We start from the raw sequence: 15,696 nt of genomic DNA on the forward strand, positions 1-15,696 counted from the left end.
CTTGCCATGAACGTTCTGAAGATCGCGGCCTTCTCCGATGGCGAGACGGGCGGCAACCCCGCCGGCGTCGTCATCGCCGATGCGCTGCCGCCCGAGGCGCAGATGCAGCGCATTGCCGCGGAAGTCGGCTTTTCGGAAACCGCGTTCGCCGCCCGCGCCGATGACGGCGGCTGGCGCGTGCGCTACTTCGCGCCGCAGTCCGAGGTGCCCTTCTGCGGCCACGCGACGATCGCGCTGGGTGCCGCGCTGGCAATGCAGCAAGGCGACGGCGTGTTTCCGCTCGCGCTCAACAATGCGCGGATCACCGTGGAAGGCCGGCGCAGCGGCAGCCTGGTCGAGGCCGCGCTGCAGTCGCCGCCCACGCGCAGCGCCGCGGCGTCCCCCGAGCTTGTGGCCGAGGCCCTGGCCCTTTTCGGCCATGCCCGGCAAGACCTGGATCCGCGCATCCCGCCGGCCGTCGCCCATGCGGGTGCCGACCATCTGGTGCTGGCCCTGAATAGCCGCGCAGCGCTGTCGGCGATGCAATACGAGCTGGAGGCCGGCCGCGCGCTGATGGCCCGCGCCGGGCTCACGACCATCGTGCTGGTCTTTGCCGAGACCGCGCAGCGGCTGCACACGCGCAACCCCTTCGCGTCCGGCGGCGTGTACGAAGACCCCGCCACCGGCGCCGCCACGGCCGCGCTGGCCGGCTACCTGCGCGACATCGGCTGGCCGCACGGCGGCGCCATCGACGTGGTGCAGGGCGAAGACATGGGCATGCTGTCGCGCCTGCGCGCCGACATCTCGCCCGTGCCGGGCAGCTCCATCCGCGTGTCGGGCACCGCGCGCATCATGCGGCCCTGAGCCGCCGAAGAACCAGCAAAAGAAAGAACCCGATCATGCTCAATATCTGGGGCCGCATCAGCTCGATCAACGTCCGAAAGGTAGTGTGGTGCGCGCAGGAACTCGGGCTCGACTTCCAGCGCACCGAGGCCGGCGGCAAGTTCGGCATCGTGCAGACGCCCGAATACCTGGCGCTCAACCCGAATGCCATGGTGCCCGCCATCGACGACGGCGAAGGCGCCGAGCGCGTGACGCTGTGGGAGTCGAACGTGATCGTGCGCTACCTTTGCGCCAGGCATTCGCACGGCAATTTCTACCCGAGCGAACTGCCCGCGCGCTTCGACGCCGAACGCTGGATGGACTGGCAGCAGACCACGCTCAACCGCGCGAGCCGCGACGCCTTCATCCAGTGGGTGCGCACGCCGCCGTCGGAACGCCAGAGCGCGCTCATCGACGCCTCGGTGCGCGAGAGCGAAGCGCTGTTCGCGATTCTCGACGCGCACCTGGCCAGGCGCGCCTATCTCGGCGGCGACAGCTTCACCATGGCCGACATCCCCGTCGGCTGCGAGGCGCACCGCTGGTTCGGCCTGCCCGCGGCCGAATACCGCCGGCCGAGCTGGCCGAACGTGGAGCGCTGGTACGCCGATCTCCTTTCCCGCCCCGGCACGCGCGGCGTGCTCGATCTAAGCCTCGAATGAAACTGATGAAATCCCGCCCCTTCAAGCAAGTCGACGTCTTCACGGCCACGGCCTACCGCGGCAATCCGCTGGCCGTGGTGATCGACGGCGACGGCCTCGACGACGCCGCGATGCAGCGCTTCGCGCAGTGGACCAACCTGTCCGAGACCACCTTCCTGCTGCCGCCCACCGAACCGACGGCCGACTACCGCGTGCGCATCTTCACGCCCGGTGGCGAGCTGCCCTTTGCCGGCCACCCGACCATCGGCAGCTGCCATGCATGGCTGCAGGCCGGCGGCAAGCCCAAGGCGCCCGGCATGGTGGTGCAGCAATGCGGCGCGGGGCTGGTGCCGCTGCGCCGCGAGGGCGAACGCCTGGCCTTTGCCGCGCCGCCGCTCAAGCGCAGCGCGCCCAGCCCCGCGCTGCTGGCCAAGGTGGCCGGCGCGCTGGGCCTGAAGGCGCAGCAGATCATCGCGGCGCAGGTGCTCGACAACGGCCCGGTCTGGTTCGGCCTGCTGGTCAATGACGCCGACGCCGTGCTGGCGCTCACGCCCGACCACCGCACGCTCAAGGAGCTCGGCGTGAAGGCCGGCGTGGCGGGCGTTCCCGCGGCCATCGACACCTCGCCGCTGATCGGCCGCTCCAACCGCGAGGCCCGCGCCTTCGGCAACCGCCCGGCCGTCGAGTACGACGACGGCGCGAAGATCGACCTCGAGGTGCGCGCCTTCGCCGAGCCTGTCGGCGTGCAGGAAGACCCGGTCACCGGCAGCCTCAACGCGAGCCTGGCCGAGTGGCTGATCGCCGACGGCCACATGCCCGAGCGCTATCTCGCGGCGCAAGGCCAGTGCCTCGGCCGCGCCGGGCGCGTGTACATCGAGCGCGACGCCGAAGGCCGGATCTGGGTCGGCGGCGACGCCGTGACCTGCATCGACGGCCAGGTCACGCTGTAGGCATGACGACCGCCATGCGTGCGCGACTCGACCACCTCGTGATCGCCGCGGCCTCGCTCGACGAGGGCGTGGCGTGGTGCGAAGCCACGCTCGGCGTCGTGCCGGGGCCGGGTGGCACCCATCCGCTGATGGGCACGCACAACCGGCTGCTGAATATCGCGAGCGATGCATTCCCGGCGGCCTACCTGGAAATCATCGCGATCGAGCCCGGGCGGCAGCCCGCGCGGCCGGGCACGCGCCGCTGGTTCGACCTGGACGACCACGAACTGCGGGCCGGCCTGGCCCGGCAGGGGCCGCGGCTGATCCATTTCGTCGCGCGCGTGCCCGACGCGCATGCGGCCATGCGCGCCCTGGCGCACGAAGAGCATGCGCACATCGACCGCGGCCAGTTGCTCGAAGCCTCGCGCGACACGCCGGCCGGCCGGCTCGAATGGCAGATCACCGTGCGCGACGACGGCCAGCGGCTGTTCTACGGCGCGCTGCCCACGCTGATCCAGTGGGGGCCGGTGCACCCCACCGACGCGATGCCGGCGTCCGGCCTTGCGATGCGCGCATTGCGGGCCACGCACCCGCGCGCACCCGCCCTTGCGGCGGCCCTGTCGGCCATCGGCATGCAGGACATGCACGTCGATGCCGGCCCGCCCAATCTCGTCGCGCTGCTCGACACGCCGCGCGGCCCCGTCACGCTCGAATCCAAAGGACTCTGACGATCATGCTGACACTCACGGAAATCGCGTGGTTCGCCCTCGCCTCCCTGCTGCTGGCGCTCACGCCGGGGCCGAACATGATCTATTGCGTATCGCGCACGCTGATCCAGGGGCGCCGGGCCGGACTCATCTCGCTGGGCGGCGTGCTGTCGGCTTTTCTGGTGCACCTGTTCGCGGCGGCGCTGGGCCTCACCGCGCTGCTGCTGGCCGTGCCGCTCGCATTCGACGCGATCCGCATCGCCGGCGCGGCCTACCTGATGTGGCTCGCATGGCAGGCCGTCAAGCCCGGCGGCAACGCGCCCTTCGAGGCCCGCGCGCTGCCGGCCGATCCGCCGGCCAGACTGTTCCGCATGGGGTTTCTCACGAACCTGCTGAACCCGAAGGTGGCGATGTTCTATCTCTCGTTCTTTCCGCAGTTCATCCATCCCGAGCGCGGCTCGGTGCTGCTGCAGAGCATGCAGCTGGGCGCCGCCCAGATCGCGACAAGCGCGGCGGTCAACACCGTGATGATCGTCGGCGCCGCCAGCATCACCGCGGTGCTGTCGCAAAGCGCGGGCTGGCTGCGCGCGCAGCGCTATGTGATGGGCAGCGTGCTGGCCGCGCTGGCGGTGCGCGTGGCGCTGACCGAACGCAAGTGAGCAAGGACCTCCGATGAGATTCACCCGAGAAGAGATCGAGGCCGCCCAGCGCACCGTGCGCTCGGCCATGCCGCCCACGCCGCAGTACGCATGGCCGCTGCTCGCCCGGCGCCTGGGTGCCACCGTGTGGGCCAAGCACGAGAACCACACGCCGGCCGGGGCATTCAAGATCCGCGGCGGGCTGACCTACTTCGAGACGCTGGCGCGCGAGCAGCCCGGCGTGCGCCACGCCATCAGCGCCACGCGCGGCAACCACGGCCAGTCGGTCGGCTTCGCCGCGCGGCGCCATGGGCTGGCCGCGACCATCGTGGTGCCGCACGGCAACTCGCTCGAGAAGAACGCGGCCATGCGCGCACTCGGCGTCACGCTGGTGGAGCACGGCGACGACTTCCAGGCCGCCGCCGAACACGCGGCGCTGCTGGCCGAACGCGACGCACTGCACCGCGTGCCTTCGTTCCACCGCGAACTGGTGCGCGGCGTGTCCACGGCCTATGTGGAGTTCTTCGACGCACTGGCGCACACGCCGCCCGACGTGATGTTCGTGCCCATCGGCCTGGGTTCCGGCTTTGCCGCCGCGGCTGCGGCGCGCGCGCATTGCGGGGCGAAGACCAAGCTCATCGGCGTGGTGTCCGCGCACGCCACCGCCTACCGCGATTCCTTCCGCGCCGGCAAGCCGGTCGAGTCGCCTGTGACCACGCGGCTGGCCGACGGCATGGCCTGCCGCACGCCGGTGCCCGAGTCGGTGGAAGTGATCTTGCGCGAAGCCGACGACGTGATCGCCGTCACCGACGACGAAGTGGCCGAGGCCATGCGCATCCTCTTCAGCGACACGCACAACGTGGCCGAAGGCGCGGGCGCGGCGGCGCTGGCGGGTGCGCTGCAGCAGCAGGAGCGCTGGCGCGGCAGGACGGTGGGTATCAGCGTGAGCGGCGGCAATGTCGATACGGACATGTTCGCCGGGGTGCTGGCGCGCGTCGCTTCCTGAGCCGCGGGGCTACGGCAGCGGCCCCGTGTTGGCGGTGCTCAGCGGCAGCCGCGACACCTCGGCCAGCAGCAGCGCCAGTTGCCGCGCGGCCGCATCGATCACGGCCTGGCCGCTCTCGGGCGTGGCCGCGGCCGCGTTGCCGGCGGCGCCGTGCGCGTTGTAGTCCTCCATCGCCCAGCCCAGCTTGGCGCTCTTGCCGTTGCCCAGCAGCGCGTAGTCGGCTGAGCGCTGCTGCGACGTCGAGCTGAAGTCGCGCGCCTCGCCCATGCGCACCAGCTGGGGCGTCAGCGCCAGCATCATCGAAGTCTCGATTTCGCCCGCATGCACGCCGAATCGATGCTCGTGCGCGCTGAAGCGCTCGCCGGCCTCGCCCAGCGGCAGGTTGAACCAGCTCACGCTGTAGACGATGAGCCCGTGCGCCGCGCGCAGCTCGCGCGCCACGATGTCCATCGCGCCCACGTGGCCGCCGTGCGCATTGAACAGCACCAGCTTCTTCACGCCCGCGCGCGCCACGCCGGCGCCGATCTCGTTCCACATGCGGATGAGCGTCTGCGCCGACAGCGTGAGCGTGCCCGCGAAACGCGCGTGCTCCGGGCTCAGGCCGATCTGCTGCGTGGGCAGGAACAGCACCGGCAGCCCCGCCGGCAGCAGCGGCAAGGATGCGGCGACGATGCCGTCGGCCAGCACCGTGTCCACGCCCAGCGGCAGGTGCGGCCCGTGCTGCTCGGTCGCGCCCAGCGGCAGCACCGCGACGGTGGAAGCCGCGTCCAGCCCCGCGAAATCGCGCGTCGTGAGCTGGGACCAGTAACGGGGCAACGAAGAGGCCGTGGATGCGTTCATCACGCGATCTTAGGCCGTGCGTGCCGCCGTTTCCGAGCGCGCTTGTCTGACAGAACCTGTCAACGCTGACCCCAAAAACGCCAATCTATTCACATTTAGAACCGTTTCTTGGCACTTAAGTTTGCTTTTGTTAACAGTTCTATCTAGAGTCGATTGCAGATTCAATTTTTCATGGAGCTTTCGGTCCTGACGCATTCGGGGCCGGGAGTTCGGCTTTTGCGGCGGCCCCAGGCCGCGCAAAAGGCGCAATTTAAGGGAGCAGAGTGTTCATCCAGAAAAAAGCTGGAGGCACGGTCTTGGGTGGGCGTCCGTCGGCGCTTGCCTGCGCCTTGTCTCGTCACCTCGAACAAGCAGCACGAGGATTTCCCCCGATCGTTTGCGCGCTGGCCATGGGTGCTTCACCCGCGGCCTTCGCGAATCCGCCCATCGCAGCCACCGCACCCGCGGCCAACCCATCGGCGGCCTATGGCGCGCAGCAGCACGACGCCTTGATCGCAGCGCGCCGCGCCGACCGCATCGGCGCCGCGCAGGCTTTGCAGCAGTTGAAGGACTGGCTCGCCGCGCCGCTCACTGACGCCGAACGCCGGCGCGTGGTGTCCGACGCGGTGGCCATCGCGGCGACCGACAGCCAGTTCGCCGAAGCCATCGCGTTCGCCCGCCAAGTTCCGCTCGCCTCGCTGAACGACTATGCATTGGGCCCGCTCGCGCTGGCCGCGCGCCGCACGCATGACCTGTCGCTGCAGGGCGAAGTCATTGCCCGGTGGCGCGCACGGCAGCCGCAAGCGCGCGAGCCGCGCATCCACGAAGCTTTCTGGAAGCTCGACAGCGGCGACGTCGCCGGCGCCAAGGCGATCTACGACGCCCTCGCGCGGCAACCGGTCCCGCAGGTCGAAGACCGCGTCGCCCTGCTCGAGCTGCGCGGTGCCGTGGCGCGCGCCGAAAAGCAACCGCTGCAGGCGCTCGCCGCCTACACCGAGGCCGGCGCGCTGCGGCCCGAGCGCCGCGACCTGCGCCGCGAAACCGACTTCCTGCTCGCGGACAGCGGCGCCGCATCGACCGCGTTCGACGACGCCGATGCCGCCGAGCGCGCGCATCCCGGCAGCTTCTCGCCGCTGGCGTTGTCGACGCTGCAGCAGCAGGCGCTGGCACAGCGGCTGCGCTGGGCCATCGAGGAACGCGACCAGCGCCTGGGCGCGGCACGCCTGACGGCACTCGACCGCGTGCTGGCCGACGAGGAAACCGCGCTGGCCCGGCTAGACACATCGGCCGCCCAGGCCGCGCCGGAAGATGCCGACGCATGGCGCCAGTTGCGCGTGCGGCTGCTGGCCGACCGGCTGCTGGCGCTGGTGGAGCGTGGCCGCCCCGCGGATGCCATCGCGCTCTACGAATCGCTGCGCGCTGCCGGTACCGACCTGCCCTTCTGGGGCCTCGGTGCCGCGGCCCGCGCCTTCGCGCAGGAGCGCCGCTCGATAGACGCCGTGCCGCTCTACGAAGCGGCCGTGGCCAAGGGTGGCGCCGACCTGCCGATGCCCGACGACCTGTATTTCGGCCTGATCTACGCCTACCAGGACACCGGCCGCTTCGAGGACGCCGAGGCGCTGCTCAAGCGGCTCGAAGAAGCCACGCCGGCGCTGATGCGCCTCTCGCCCGAAGCCGGCCGGCCCAACGGCCAGTACACCGACGTGAGCGGCATGCGCGGCCTGCTGCAGCTCTACACCGACCGCGCGGCACTCGCGCAGCAGAGCTTCTCGACGCTGACCGGCGAAGCGCCGCTGAACGCCGGCTACGCCTACGGCGCGGGCCAGACCGAGCGGCTGCGCGAGCACCCCGAGGCCGCCGTCGCGCGCTTCGAGGCACAGGCCGCCGACCAGCCCTACGACATCAGCGCGCGCGCCGGCCATGTCGAGGCACTGCTCGACGCCGGTGAATTCCGCCAGGCCCGCGAACGCGCAGAGTCGCTCGCGGCCGACGTGCCCGAGGCCGCCGAGGTGCGAGACGTGGAGCGCAAGCGCCGCGCCGCCACCGGTCCGCGTCTCGATGTCGACGCCGAGGCCTCGTCGGGCGGCGCGGCCATCGCCAACCGCGAGTGGCGCATCGACAGCCGCCTCAGCTCCGGCCTCATCGACGACCAGTGGCGCGTGTTCTACGACCAGACGCTGGGCCGCGGCACCACCGACATCGGCAACGCCAACTGGGCGCGCGGCGGCCTGGGCCTGGGCTGGCAGCAGGGCCGGTGGCTGGCCGAAGGCGTGCTGCAGCACGCGAACAGCGGCCCCTACCGCAACAGCGTGGCGGGCCGCGTCGACTACCGCGCGGGCGACGCATGGCGCCTCTCGGCCACCTACGACGGCGACAGCAAGGAGCTGCCGTGGAAGGCCCGCGTCGCCGGCATCGGCGCGCGCGAGACCGGCGCGAGCGTGGGCTACGTGGTGAACGAATCGCGCCGCTTCGACCTGCAATGGCAGCGCCTGGACTTCAGCGACGGCAACCTGCGCAACGGCCTGGAGCTGGGCTGGCGCGAACGCTGGGTGAGCACGCCGCGCTTCCAGCTCGAGACCCGCCTGGGCGCCGGCACCAGCCGCGGCCGCGACATCGACACGCCCTACTTCAACCCGTCGAGCGACAGCACCGTGCAACTGGCGGTGCGCGCGCAGTGGCTCAACTGGAAGCGCGACGACCGCCAGTTCTTCCAGGCCGTGGAGCTCACGGGCGGCAACTACCGCCAGGCCGGCTTCGGCAGCGGCCCACTGTGGAGCCTGCGCTACGAGCACCGCTGGGACCTCGGCCCCAAGTTCACGCTGCGCTACGGCCTGAGCATTTCCAGCCATCCCTACGACGGCGTGCGCGAGCGACAGCGCGGCGTCTTCCTGAACCTCTCGATGCCCCTGCAGTGATGCGAACGACCGACAACAACCCCATGACCTTCCTGCGCGCGGCCATGCTGTGGCTGGTGATCGCGGCGGCATCCGCGCTGGCGCTCCCCGCCTTCGCGCAGCCATTGCCGCCCGCCGACCCCGACGACGGCCTGAGCTTTCGCGTGCTGTCCTTCCACGACGTGCGCACCGGCGTGCGCGCCAGCTTCGAGCAGTCGCCCGACGAGACCGCCGTGGACGACAGCACCCTGGCCGAGGTGTTCGCCTGGCTGCAGTACAACGGCTACCACCCGGTGAGCCTGCAGCAGATCGTCGACGCGCGCGCCGGCGGCAAGCCGCTGCCTTCGCAGCCCGTGCTGCTGACCTTCGACGACGGCTACCGCAGCGCCTACACCAAGGTGTTTCCGCTGCTCAAGCGCTTCAACTACCCCGCGCTGTTCGCGCTGGTGACGAGCTGGCTAGACGTGCCCGAAGGCCAGCTGGTGCATTGGGGCGACAAGCCCGCGCCGCGCGAGAACTTCCTGCTGTGGCCCGAGGCGGCCGAGATGGCGCGCTCCGGCCTGGTCGAGTTCGCGAGCCACACCGACGCGATGCACACCGGCGTTCTCGCGAATCCGCAGGGCAACATGCTGCCGTCCGCCGCCACGCACCGCTACGACCCGAAGACCGGCCGCTACGAGGACGACGAGACCTACGTGCGCCGCATCGAGGCCGACCTGCGTCGCAGCCGCGAGATCATCGAGGCGCGCACCGGCGCCAGGGTGCGCGCCACCGTGTGGCCCTACGGCGCCTACAACACGGCCGCGCTGGAAGCCTCGAAGCGCGCCGGCATGCCCATCACCTTCACGCTCGACGACGGCGCCAACACGCAGGCCGTGCCGCTCACGCGCATCCGCCGCGCGCTTGCCGCGTACGACAACAAGGCGCCCGACTACGCGCAGCTGCTGCGCAGCCCGGTGGGCGGCGAGGTGCGGCCGGTGAACCGCGTGATGCATGTCGACCTCGACTATGTGTACGACCCCGACCCCGCCCAGCAGGAGCGCAACCTGTCGGCGCTGATCGACCGCGTGGCCGCCGTGCGTCCGCGCTCGGTGTTCCTGCAGGCCTACGCCGACCCCGACGGCGACGGCGTGGCCGACGCGCTGTATTTCCCGAACCGCCACCTGCCGATGCGCGCCGACCTGTTCAGCCGCGCCGCCTGGCAGCTGCGCACCCGCACCGGCGTGAAGGTGTACGCATGGATGCCGGTCACGGCCTTCCGGCTGCCAGCGTCGAACCCGCTGGCCACGCACACGGTGATGGCGCAGGGCGGCACGATGCCGCCCGGGCGCTACCACCGCCTCACGCCCTTCGACCCCGCGGTGCGTACGCTGGTGGGCGACATCTACGAAGACCTGGGCCGCCACGCATTCTTCGAGGGCGTGCTGTTCCACGACGACGCGACGCTCTCCGACGACGAGGACGCAAGCCCCGCCGCGCTCGCCGCCTATGCGAAGTGGGGCCTGCCACCCGACGTGGCCGCGATCCGCGCCGACCCGGCGCTGGCGGCGCGCTGGAGCGCCGCCAAGACGCGCTACCTGATCGACTTCACGCACGAGCTGGCCGCGCGACTGGGCGCCTGGCGGCCCGCGCTGGAAACGGCGCGCAACCTCTACGCGCGCCCGGTGCTCGAGCCCCAGGCCGAGCAGTGGTTCGCGCAGAACTACGAAGCCTCGCTCGCCGCCTACGACTACGTCGCGCTGATGGCCATGCCGCGCATGGAACAGGAAGCCGACGCCGACGCCTGGCTCGCCCGCCTGGCGCGCCGCGCGGCCGACACGCCAAGAGGCCTGGACGGCACCGTGTTCGAACTGCAGGCGCGCGACTGGCGCACCGGCAAGCCCGTGGCCGATGCCGAACTGGCCCGGCAATGGACGCTGCTGCAGCGCGCCGGCGTGCGCCACCTGGGCTACTACCCCGACGACTTCCTCAACAACCAGCCCTCGCTCGACGTGGTGCGCCGCGCCATCTCGGTCCGCACGCTGCTGCCGCGGGCCCTGCGCGCGTCGGCCGCCGAGACCACGCCACCCCAGGCACCACAAGCATCACCACCGGCGCACGGAGAGCGGACCCCATGACCACCAGCCACTTCCTTGCGCAGACGCTGCCGTCGCTGCTGTTCGGCTTCGTCTTCTATTACCCGTTCTTCATGGCCTACGTGTGGATGGCGGGCGGCCTCTCGCATGCCTGGGTGTTCGAGCGCAAGCGCGACGTCGATGTCAACCCGCTCGACCTGCTGCCCTCGCGCCCGCTGGTGACGGTGGTGGTGCCCTGCTTCAACGAGGCGCCGCACCTGCGCGAAGTGATCGAGCAGCTCATGCGCACACGCTACCCGAACTACGAGGTGATCGCCGTGAACGACGGCAGCACCGACGGCACCGGCGAGCTGCTCGACGAGATGACGAAGGAATACAGCCGGCTTCGCGTGATCCACAACGCCAGCAACCAGGGCAAGGCCGTAGGGCTCAACACCGCCTGCCAGCTCGCGCGCGGCGAATACATCCTGGGCATCGACGGCGACGCGCTGGTCGACGAGGACGCCATCGCCTGGATGCTGCGGCCCATGCTGGCGTCGGAGCGCATCGGCGCCGTGACGGGCAACCCGCGCATCCGCACCCGCACCACGCTGCTCGGGCGCATGCAGGTGGGCGAGTTCTCTTCGATCATCGGCCTCATCAAGCGCTCGCAGCAACTGGTGGGCACGCTGTTCACCGTGTCGGGCGTGATCGCGATGTTCCGCCGCCGCGCGGTGATCGACGTGGGCTTCTGGAGCCCCGACGTGCTCACCGAGGACATCGACATGAGCTGGAAGCTGCAGCTCGGCGGCTGGAAGCTGCGCTTCGAGCCGCGCGCGCTGTGCTGGATCCTGATGCCCGAGACCTTGCGCGGTCTCTGGAAGCAGCGCCAGCGCTGGGCCATCGGCGGCATTCAGACCATGCTGCGCAACACCACCAGCATCCTGAAGCCGCGCAACTGGCGCATGTGGCTGGTGTATGCCGAGTACATGACCAGCGTCGTCTGGGCCTATGCGATGGCGGCGGTGCTCGTGGTCAGCCTGGCTCGGCCTTTCCTGCCGATCGAGTCGGCCTGGCACTCCGCGCTGCTGCCGCACTGGCAGGGCACGCTGCTGGCCATGACCTGCATCCTGCAGATGCTGCTGAGCCTGTGGATCGACCGCCGCTACGACCGCGACCTGATGCGCTATTTCGCAGGAACGATCTGGTACCCGATCGCTTTCTGGACTATCACGATGGCGACCACCGTCATCGCCCTGCCCAAAGCCCTGATACGCCGCCGCGGCAAGCGCGCGGTGTGGACGAGCCCTGACCGAGGAGTTTCCGATGCCCCATGAAGACACAATGACCCACAGCCGCTTTCCCGATACCGACCACGACACGCCGCCGCCGAGCCGCCGCCCCTCCTGGGGCCAGCCTGCGGTGGAGGAGCCCATCATCGATGCCGCGCGCATCTCGCTGAGCGCCTTCGGCAACGGCCGCTCGCGGCAGCGCACGATGGCCATGTACCTGTGGCTGCGCGTGCTGCGCCCGGCCGTGACCATCGCCATCTGGTTCTGCGCCATCTGGTACGCATGGCCCTATGTGCTGGGCGCGCGCTCGCAGCCGGAGGTGCTGCACCTGCTGGGGCTGTACGCGTTGGTGATCGGCGCGATCCTGGTGTCGATGCTGGCGATGGCGCCGTGGCGCCGCCGCCAGCAGAAGCGCGAGTCGCCGCCCGACCAGGAACAGTCGTCGCTGTTCGCGCTGGCCTCTTACATCGAAGTGCCGCCCGCGCGCCTGTCGACCTGGCAGCGCACGCGCCAACTGCTGGTGCACCACGACCGCGACGGCCAGCTGCGCGACGCCACCGACACCGCGCCCGGCGCGCTGGAGCCCGAGCCGCTGCGCCACGCGGCGGCACGCCGCTGACCGAGGCGGCGGCACGCCGCTGAGCAAGGCGGCCGGAGGTCCGCAAGGCGCGGCATAGGGCCGCGCGCGTGCAGGGGTTTAACGGCGGTGCTTCAATCGCGCCACCCCCTCCACCAAGGACCTCTTCATGGATCTCCAGCTCCAGGACCAGCACGTACTCATCACCGGCGGCAGCAAGGGCATCGGCCTGGCTTGCGCGCTCGGCTTCCTGCGCGAAGGCGCCCGCGTGAGCCTCGTCTCGCGCGAGCTCGGCAACCTGGAGCGGGGCAAGAAGACACTGATCGACTCGTTCGCCCAGGCCGACGGCCGCGTGTCGGTGCATGCCGCCGACCTCAAGGACCCGGCCGGCGCCGAGGCCGCGCTCGACGCGGCCGAGCAAGTGTTCGGCCCCGTCGACGTGCTCGTCAACTCGGCAGGCGCCGCCCGCCGCACCCCGCCCGACGAGCTGACCGCCGCCTCATGGCACGACGCGATGGACGCCAAGTACTTCACCTACGTCCACATGATCCACCCCGTGGTCAGGCGCATGGGCCAGCGCGGCCGCGGCGCCATCGTCAACGTCATCGGCCAGGGCGGCAAAGTCGCGAGCCCCGTGCACATGGCCGGCGGCGCCGCCAACGCCGCACTGATGCTCGTGAGCGCAGGCATGGCCGCCGCCTATGCCGGCAAAGGCGTGCGCGTGAACGCCGTGAACCCCGGCCTCACCCTGACCGAACGGCTGCAGGAAGGCATGAAAGCCGATGCCAGGCTGCAGGGCATCGACACCGAAGAGGCGCTCCAACGCGCAAAGGCCAGGCTGCCGCTGGGCCGCATCGCGACACCGGAAGAAGTCGCCAACACGGTGGTGTTCCTGGCGTCGCCGAAGGCGAGCTACGTGACCGGCGCGATCGTCGCGATGGACGGCGCAGTCACTCCGATGATCTGAAAAAAGAAAAGGTAACGGAACCCAAGGGCCGAGCGAAGCAAAGGCCCGAGTGGGCTCCTCTCCCCTCTGGCTGCGCCGAGGAGCGCAGCGTTTCGCGGATCAGGGCTCGCCCTTGTCTGAGCGCAGCGAGTTTGGGCGAGACCCCGCGAAACGCGAGCACCGCAGGTTGCCCGCAGCGAAGCGGAGGGACGCAGACAGTGGGGTCGCCTTTCTTTTGCCTACGTTTCTTTGGCGAAGCAAAGAAACGTAGGTCGCCCGCCGGGGCGAGTCCCGGCCCCGGAACGCAAACCTCAGGCAACCGCCAGCAAAGCCTCGAACTTCAACCCCAGGAAGTCGACGAACGCCCGAACCCGAGCCGGCACGAACCGCCCGCTCGGCAACAGCGCATGCAGCGGATAGGGCTCCGTCTCCCAATCAGGCAGGAGCCGCACGAGACGCCCTTCGCGAATGTCCTCCCGCACATCCAGCGCGGACTTCAGCGAAACGCCGTAGCCCGCCACAGTCCACTCCCGCGCCAGCGAAGCATCGTCCACGCTGCGGTTGCCATTCACCCGCACCTCCGTCCACTGCCCGTTCTGCGCAAACCGCCAGACCCGATGCCGCCGCCCTGAACGGTTGAAGATCAGGCAGTTGTGATGCGCCAGGTCCTGCGGCACCTTCGGCGCGTCGTGGCGGCGCAAGTAGCCGGGCGAAGCGGTCAACACCGGGTTGGTCAGCGCAAACGGCCGCGCCACCAGCCGCGAATCGGCCAGCGCGCCATAGCGCAGCGCCACGTCGACCTCGTCGCGCATCACGTCCAGCGGCCGGTCCCCCACCGACAGCGACAGCTGCACACCAGGGTGCAAGGCAAGGAATTCGTCGAACCACGGCAGCAGCGTGCTGCGCGTGAGGTCCGACGGCGAAGCCACGCGCAGCGTGCCGACCAGCTCGCCGCGGTCGGCGGTGACCAGCGACTCCCCCTCGTCCAGCAATTCGAAGGCGCGCACCGCGTAGTCGAGCAGCGTCTGGCCCTGCGGCGTGAGGCGCATCGCGCGGGTCGAGCGCTCGAACAGCCGGGCGCCGAGCTGGGCCTCCAGCCGCTTGAGCGTGGCGCTGGCCGCCGCCGGCGTGATGCCCAGCGCATGCGCCGCAGCGGTGAGCGTGCCGCCGCGCGCAGTGTGCACCAGCACCTGCAGGTCGGAGATATTTTCAATCTTCATTTGAAAGTGTTGCTGTTCCAGGCCGTCTTATCAAACCGGCCTTGCGATCCTACATTCGACGCATCGTCACTGAAAGGCCATTGCCATGAAAGCCGTCGGCTACTACCAGCCCCTCCCCATCGACAACCCCGAATCGCTGCAGGACATCGAGCTGCCCGCGCCCCAGGCCGGCCCGCGCGACCTGCTGGTGCGCGTGAAGGCGGTGTCGGTCAACCCGGTGGACACCAAGGTCCGCAAGAACGCCGCGCCGGAAGCCGGCCAGGCCAAGGTGCTGGGCTGGGACGCCGTCGGCACCGTCGAGGCGGTCGGCAGCGGCGTGAAGAACTTCAAGGTGGGCGACCGCGTGTACTACGCCGGCTCGATCATCCGCCCGGGCGCCAATGCCGAGCTGCATGCGGTCGACGAGCGCATCGCCGCCCTCGCACCCCGTAGCCTCGACGACGCGCAGGCCGCCGCGCTGCCGCTGACCACCATCACCGCCTACGAACTGCTGTTCGACCGCCTGCAGGTGCCCAAGGGCGGCGGCGAAGGCCAGACGCTGCTCATCACCGGCGGCGCGGGCGGTGTCGGCTCCATCCTGATCCAGCTGGCGCGCCAGCTCACCAGGCTTCGCGTGGTAGCCACCGCCTCGCGCGCCGAGACGCGCGAATGGTGCCTGGCGCTGGGCGCGCACACCGTCATCGACCACTCCAAGCCGCTGGCGGCAGAGCTGAAGGCGGCGGGCATCGGCGAGGTCGACATGGTCGCCAGCCTCACCCAGACCGAGCAGCACTACGCGCAGATCATCGAAAGCCTCAAGCCCCAGGGCCAGCTCGCGGTGATCGACGACATGAAGATGCTCGACGCCATGCCGCTGAAGACCAAGTGCATTTCGCTGCACTGGGAAATGATGTTCGCGCGCTCGCGCTTCGAGACGCCGGACATCGCCGAGCAAGGCGCGCTGCTGGCCGAGGTGGCGGGGCTGGTCGACGCGGGCCGCGTGCGCACCACGGCGAACGCGAGCTTCGGCACCATCAACGCGGCGAACCTCCGGCGTGCGCATGCGCTCATCGAGAGCGGCAAGGCACAGGGCAAGGTGGTGCTGGCGGGCTTCTGAGCCCACGACAGAGCCAGCA

14 protein-coding genes are annotated in these 15,696 nt (G+C 70.3%); 12 read left to right on the forward strand and 2 right to left on the reverse strand.

The features are described 5' to 3' along the window. The first annotated feature begins 6 nt into the window (after positions 1-6). The 6 genes from C4F17_RS15510 to C4F17_RS15535 are packed head-to-tail and all read left to right on the forward strand — an operon-like array spanning position 7 to position 4,779. Entirely contained in the window at positions 7-843 is an 837-nt protein-coding gene (locus C4F17_RS15510) for a PhzF family phenazine biosynthesis protein (RefSeq protein WP_106935839.1), read from the forward strand. A 35-nt stretch (positions 844-878) separates the two neighbouring features. Further along, on the forward strand, positions 879-1,520 hold the full coding sequence (locus C4F17_RS15515) for a glutathione S-transferase (RefSeq protein ID WP_106935840.1): 642 nt from the start codon (positions 879-881) through the stop codon (positions 1,518-1,520). Positions 1,521-1,525: 5 nt separating this feature from the next. After that, on the forward strand, positions 1,526-2,449 hold the full coding sequence (locus C4F17_RS15520; protein WP_199851858.1) for a PhzF family phenazine biosynthesis protein: 924 nt from the start codon (positions 1,526-1,528) through the stop codon (positions 2,447-2,449). 14 nt (positions 2,450-2,463) lie between these two features. Next, positions 2,464-3,156, forward strand: a complete 693-nt coding sequence (locus C4F17_RS15525; RefSeq protein ID WP_106937570.1) for a VOC family protein — start codon at positions 2,464-2,466, stop codon at positions 3,154-3,156. A gap of 5 nt (positions 3,157-3,161) precedes the next feature. Next, positions 3,162-3,794 carry a LysE family translocator gene (locus C4F17_RS15530; RefSeq protein ID WP_106935842.1) on the forward strand — a complete coding sequence of 211 codons (633 nt, stop codon included), beginning with the start codon at positions 3,162-3,164 and terminating at the stop codon, positions 3,792-3,794. A gap of 13 nt (positions 3,795-3,807) precedes the next feature. Continuing rightward, positions 3,808-4,779, forward strand: coding sequence for a threonine dehydratase (locus tag C4F17_RS15535; protein ID WP_081268320.1), 972 nt, complete (start codon positions 3,808-3,810; stop codon positions 4,777-4,779). 9 nt (positions 4,780-4,788) lie between these two features. Here C4F17_RS15535 and C4F17_RS15540 read toward each other — a convergent pair whose 3' ends face one another. Next, positions 4,789-5,619, reverse strand: a complete 831-nt coding sequence (locus C4F17_RS15540) for a creatininase family protein (protein ID WP_106935843.1) — start codon at positions 5,617-5,619, stop codon at positions 4,789-4,791. A gap of 389 nt (positions 5,620-6,008) precedes the next feature. On the opposite strand from C4F17_RS15540, the gene pgaA reads away from it, so the two are divergent. From pgaA to C4F17_RS15565, 5 genes are all read left to right on the forward strand, one after another. Further along, positions 6,009-8,513 (forward strand): poly-beta-1,6 N-acetyl-D-glucosamine export porin PgaA, encoded by a 2,505-nt coding sequence (gene pgaA, locus C4F17_RS15545; protein ID WP_106935844.1) that lies wholly within the window; start codon positions 6,009-6,011, stop codon positions 8,511-8,513. Beyond that, positions 8,513-10,609: a poly-beta-1,6-N-acetyl-D-glucosamine N-deacetylase PgaB gene (gene pgaB, locus C4F17_RS15550; RefSeq protein ID WP_106935845.1), complete on the forward strand. Its 2,097-nt coding sequence runs from the start codon at positions 8,513-8,515 to the stop codon at positions 10,607-10,609. The genes pgaA and pgaB overlap by 1 nt, the downstream gene beginning before the upstream one ends. Next, positions 10,606-11,883: a poly-beta-1,6-N-acetyl-D-glucosamine synthase gene (pgaC, locus tag C4F17_RS15555; RefSeq protein WP_081268316.1), complete on the forward strand. Its 1,278-nt coding sequence runs from the start codon at positions 10,606-10,608 to the stop codon at positions 11,881-11,883. The genes pgaB and pgaC overlap by 4 nt, the downstream gene beginning before the upstream one ends. Then, positions 11,873-12,457 carry a poly-beta-1,6-N-acetyl-D-glucosamine biosynthesis protein PgaD gene (gene pgaD / locus C4F17_RS15560; protein ID WP_081268315.1) on the forward strand — a complete coding sequence of 195 codons (585 nt, stop codon included), beginning with the start codon at positions 11,873-11,875 and terminating at the stop codon, positions 12,455-12,457. Before pgaC ends, pgaD begins: the two co-directional genes overlap by 11 nt. A 127-nt stretch (positions 12,458-12,584) precedes the next feature. Next, positions 12,585-13,382 (forward strand): SDR family oxidoreductase, encoded by a 798-nt coding sequence (locus C4F17_RS15565; RefSeq protein WP_106935847.1) that lies wholly within the window; start codon positions 12,585-12,587, stop codon positions 13,380-13,382. A 290-nt stretch (positions 13,383-13,672) separates the two neighbouring features. Here the strand turns inward: C4F17_RS15565 and C4F17_RS15570 are convergent, their stop codons facing one another. Next, positions 13,673-14,581, reverse strand: a complete 909-nt coding sequence (locus C4F17_RS15570; protein ID WP_106935848.1) for a LysR family transcriptional regulator — start codon at positions 14,579-14,581, stop codon at positions 13,673-13,675. Positions 14,582-14,666: 85 nt separating this feature from the next. On the opposite strand from C4F17_RS15570, the gene C4F17_RS15575 reads away from it, so the two are divergent. Continuing rightward, positions 14,667-15,677, forward strand: a complete 1,011-nt coding sequence (locus tag C4F17_RS15575) for a zinc-binding alcohol dehydrogenase family protein (protein ID WP_106935849.1) — start codon at positions 14,667-14,669, stop codon at positions 15,675-15,677. The last annotated feature ends 19 nt before the right edge of the window (positions 15,678-15,696 follow it).

The organism is Variovorax sp. PMC12, from assembly GCF_003019815.1.
GTDB lineage: Bacteria > Pseudomonadota > Gammaproteobacteria > Burkholderiales > Burkholderiaceae_C > Variovorax.

Coding starts and splice junctions, on each gene's coding strand:
- C4F17_RS15510 (WP_106935839.1), top strand. CDS start 7: ATGAACGTTCTGAAGATCGCGGCCTTCTCCGATGGCGAGACGGGCGGC.
- C4F17_RS15515 (WP_106935840.1), top strand. CDS start 879: ATGCTCAATATCTGGGGCCGCATCAGCTCGATCAACGTCCGAAAGGTA.
- C4F17_RS15520 (WP_199851858.1), top strand. CDS start 1,526: ATGAAATCCCGCCCCTTCAAGCAAGTCGACGTCTTCACGGCCACGGCC.
- C4F17_RS15525 (WP_106937570.1), top strand. CDS start 2,464: ATGCGTGCGCGACTCGACCACCTCGTGATCGCCGCGGCCTCGCTCGAC.
- C4F17_RS15530 (WP_106935842.1), top strand. CDS start 3,162: ATGCTGACACTCACGGAAATCGCGTGGTTCGCCCTCGCCTCCCTGCTG.
- C4F17_RS15535 (WP_081268320.1), top strand. CDS start 3,808: ATGAGATTCACCCGAGAAGAGATCGAGGCCGCCCAGCGCACCGTGCGC.
- C4F17_RS15540 (WP_106935843.1), bottom strand. CDS start 5,619: ATGAACGCATCCACGGCCTCTTCGTTGCCCCGTTACTGGTCCCAGCTC.
- pgaA (WP_106935844.1), top strand. CDS start 6,009: ATGGGTGCTTCACCCGCGGCCTTCGCGAATCCGCCCATCGCAGCCACC.
- pgaB (WP_106935845.1), top strand. CDS start 8,513: ATGCGAACGACCGACAACAACCCCATGACCTTCCTGCGCGCGGCCATG.
- pgaC (WP_081268316.1), top strand. CDS start 10,606: ATGACCACCAGCCACTTCCTTGCGCAGACGCTGCCGTCGCTGCTGTTC.
- pgaD (WP_081268315.1), top strand. CDS start 11,873: ATGCCCCATGAAGACACAATGACCCACAGCCGCTTTCCCGATACCGAC.
- C4F17_RS15565 (WP_106935847.1), top strand. CDS start 12,585: ATGGATCTCCAGCTCCAGGACCAGCACGTACTCATCACCGGCGGCAGC.
- C4F17_RS15570 (WP_106935848.1), bottom strand. CDS start 14,581: ATGAAGATTGAAAATATCTCCGACCTGCAGGTGCTGGTGCACACTGCG.
- C4F17_RS15575 (WP_106935849.1), top strand. CDS start 14,667: ATGAAAGCCGTCGGCTACTACCAGCCCCTCCCCATCGACAACCCCGAA.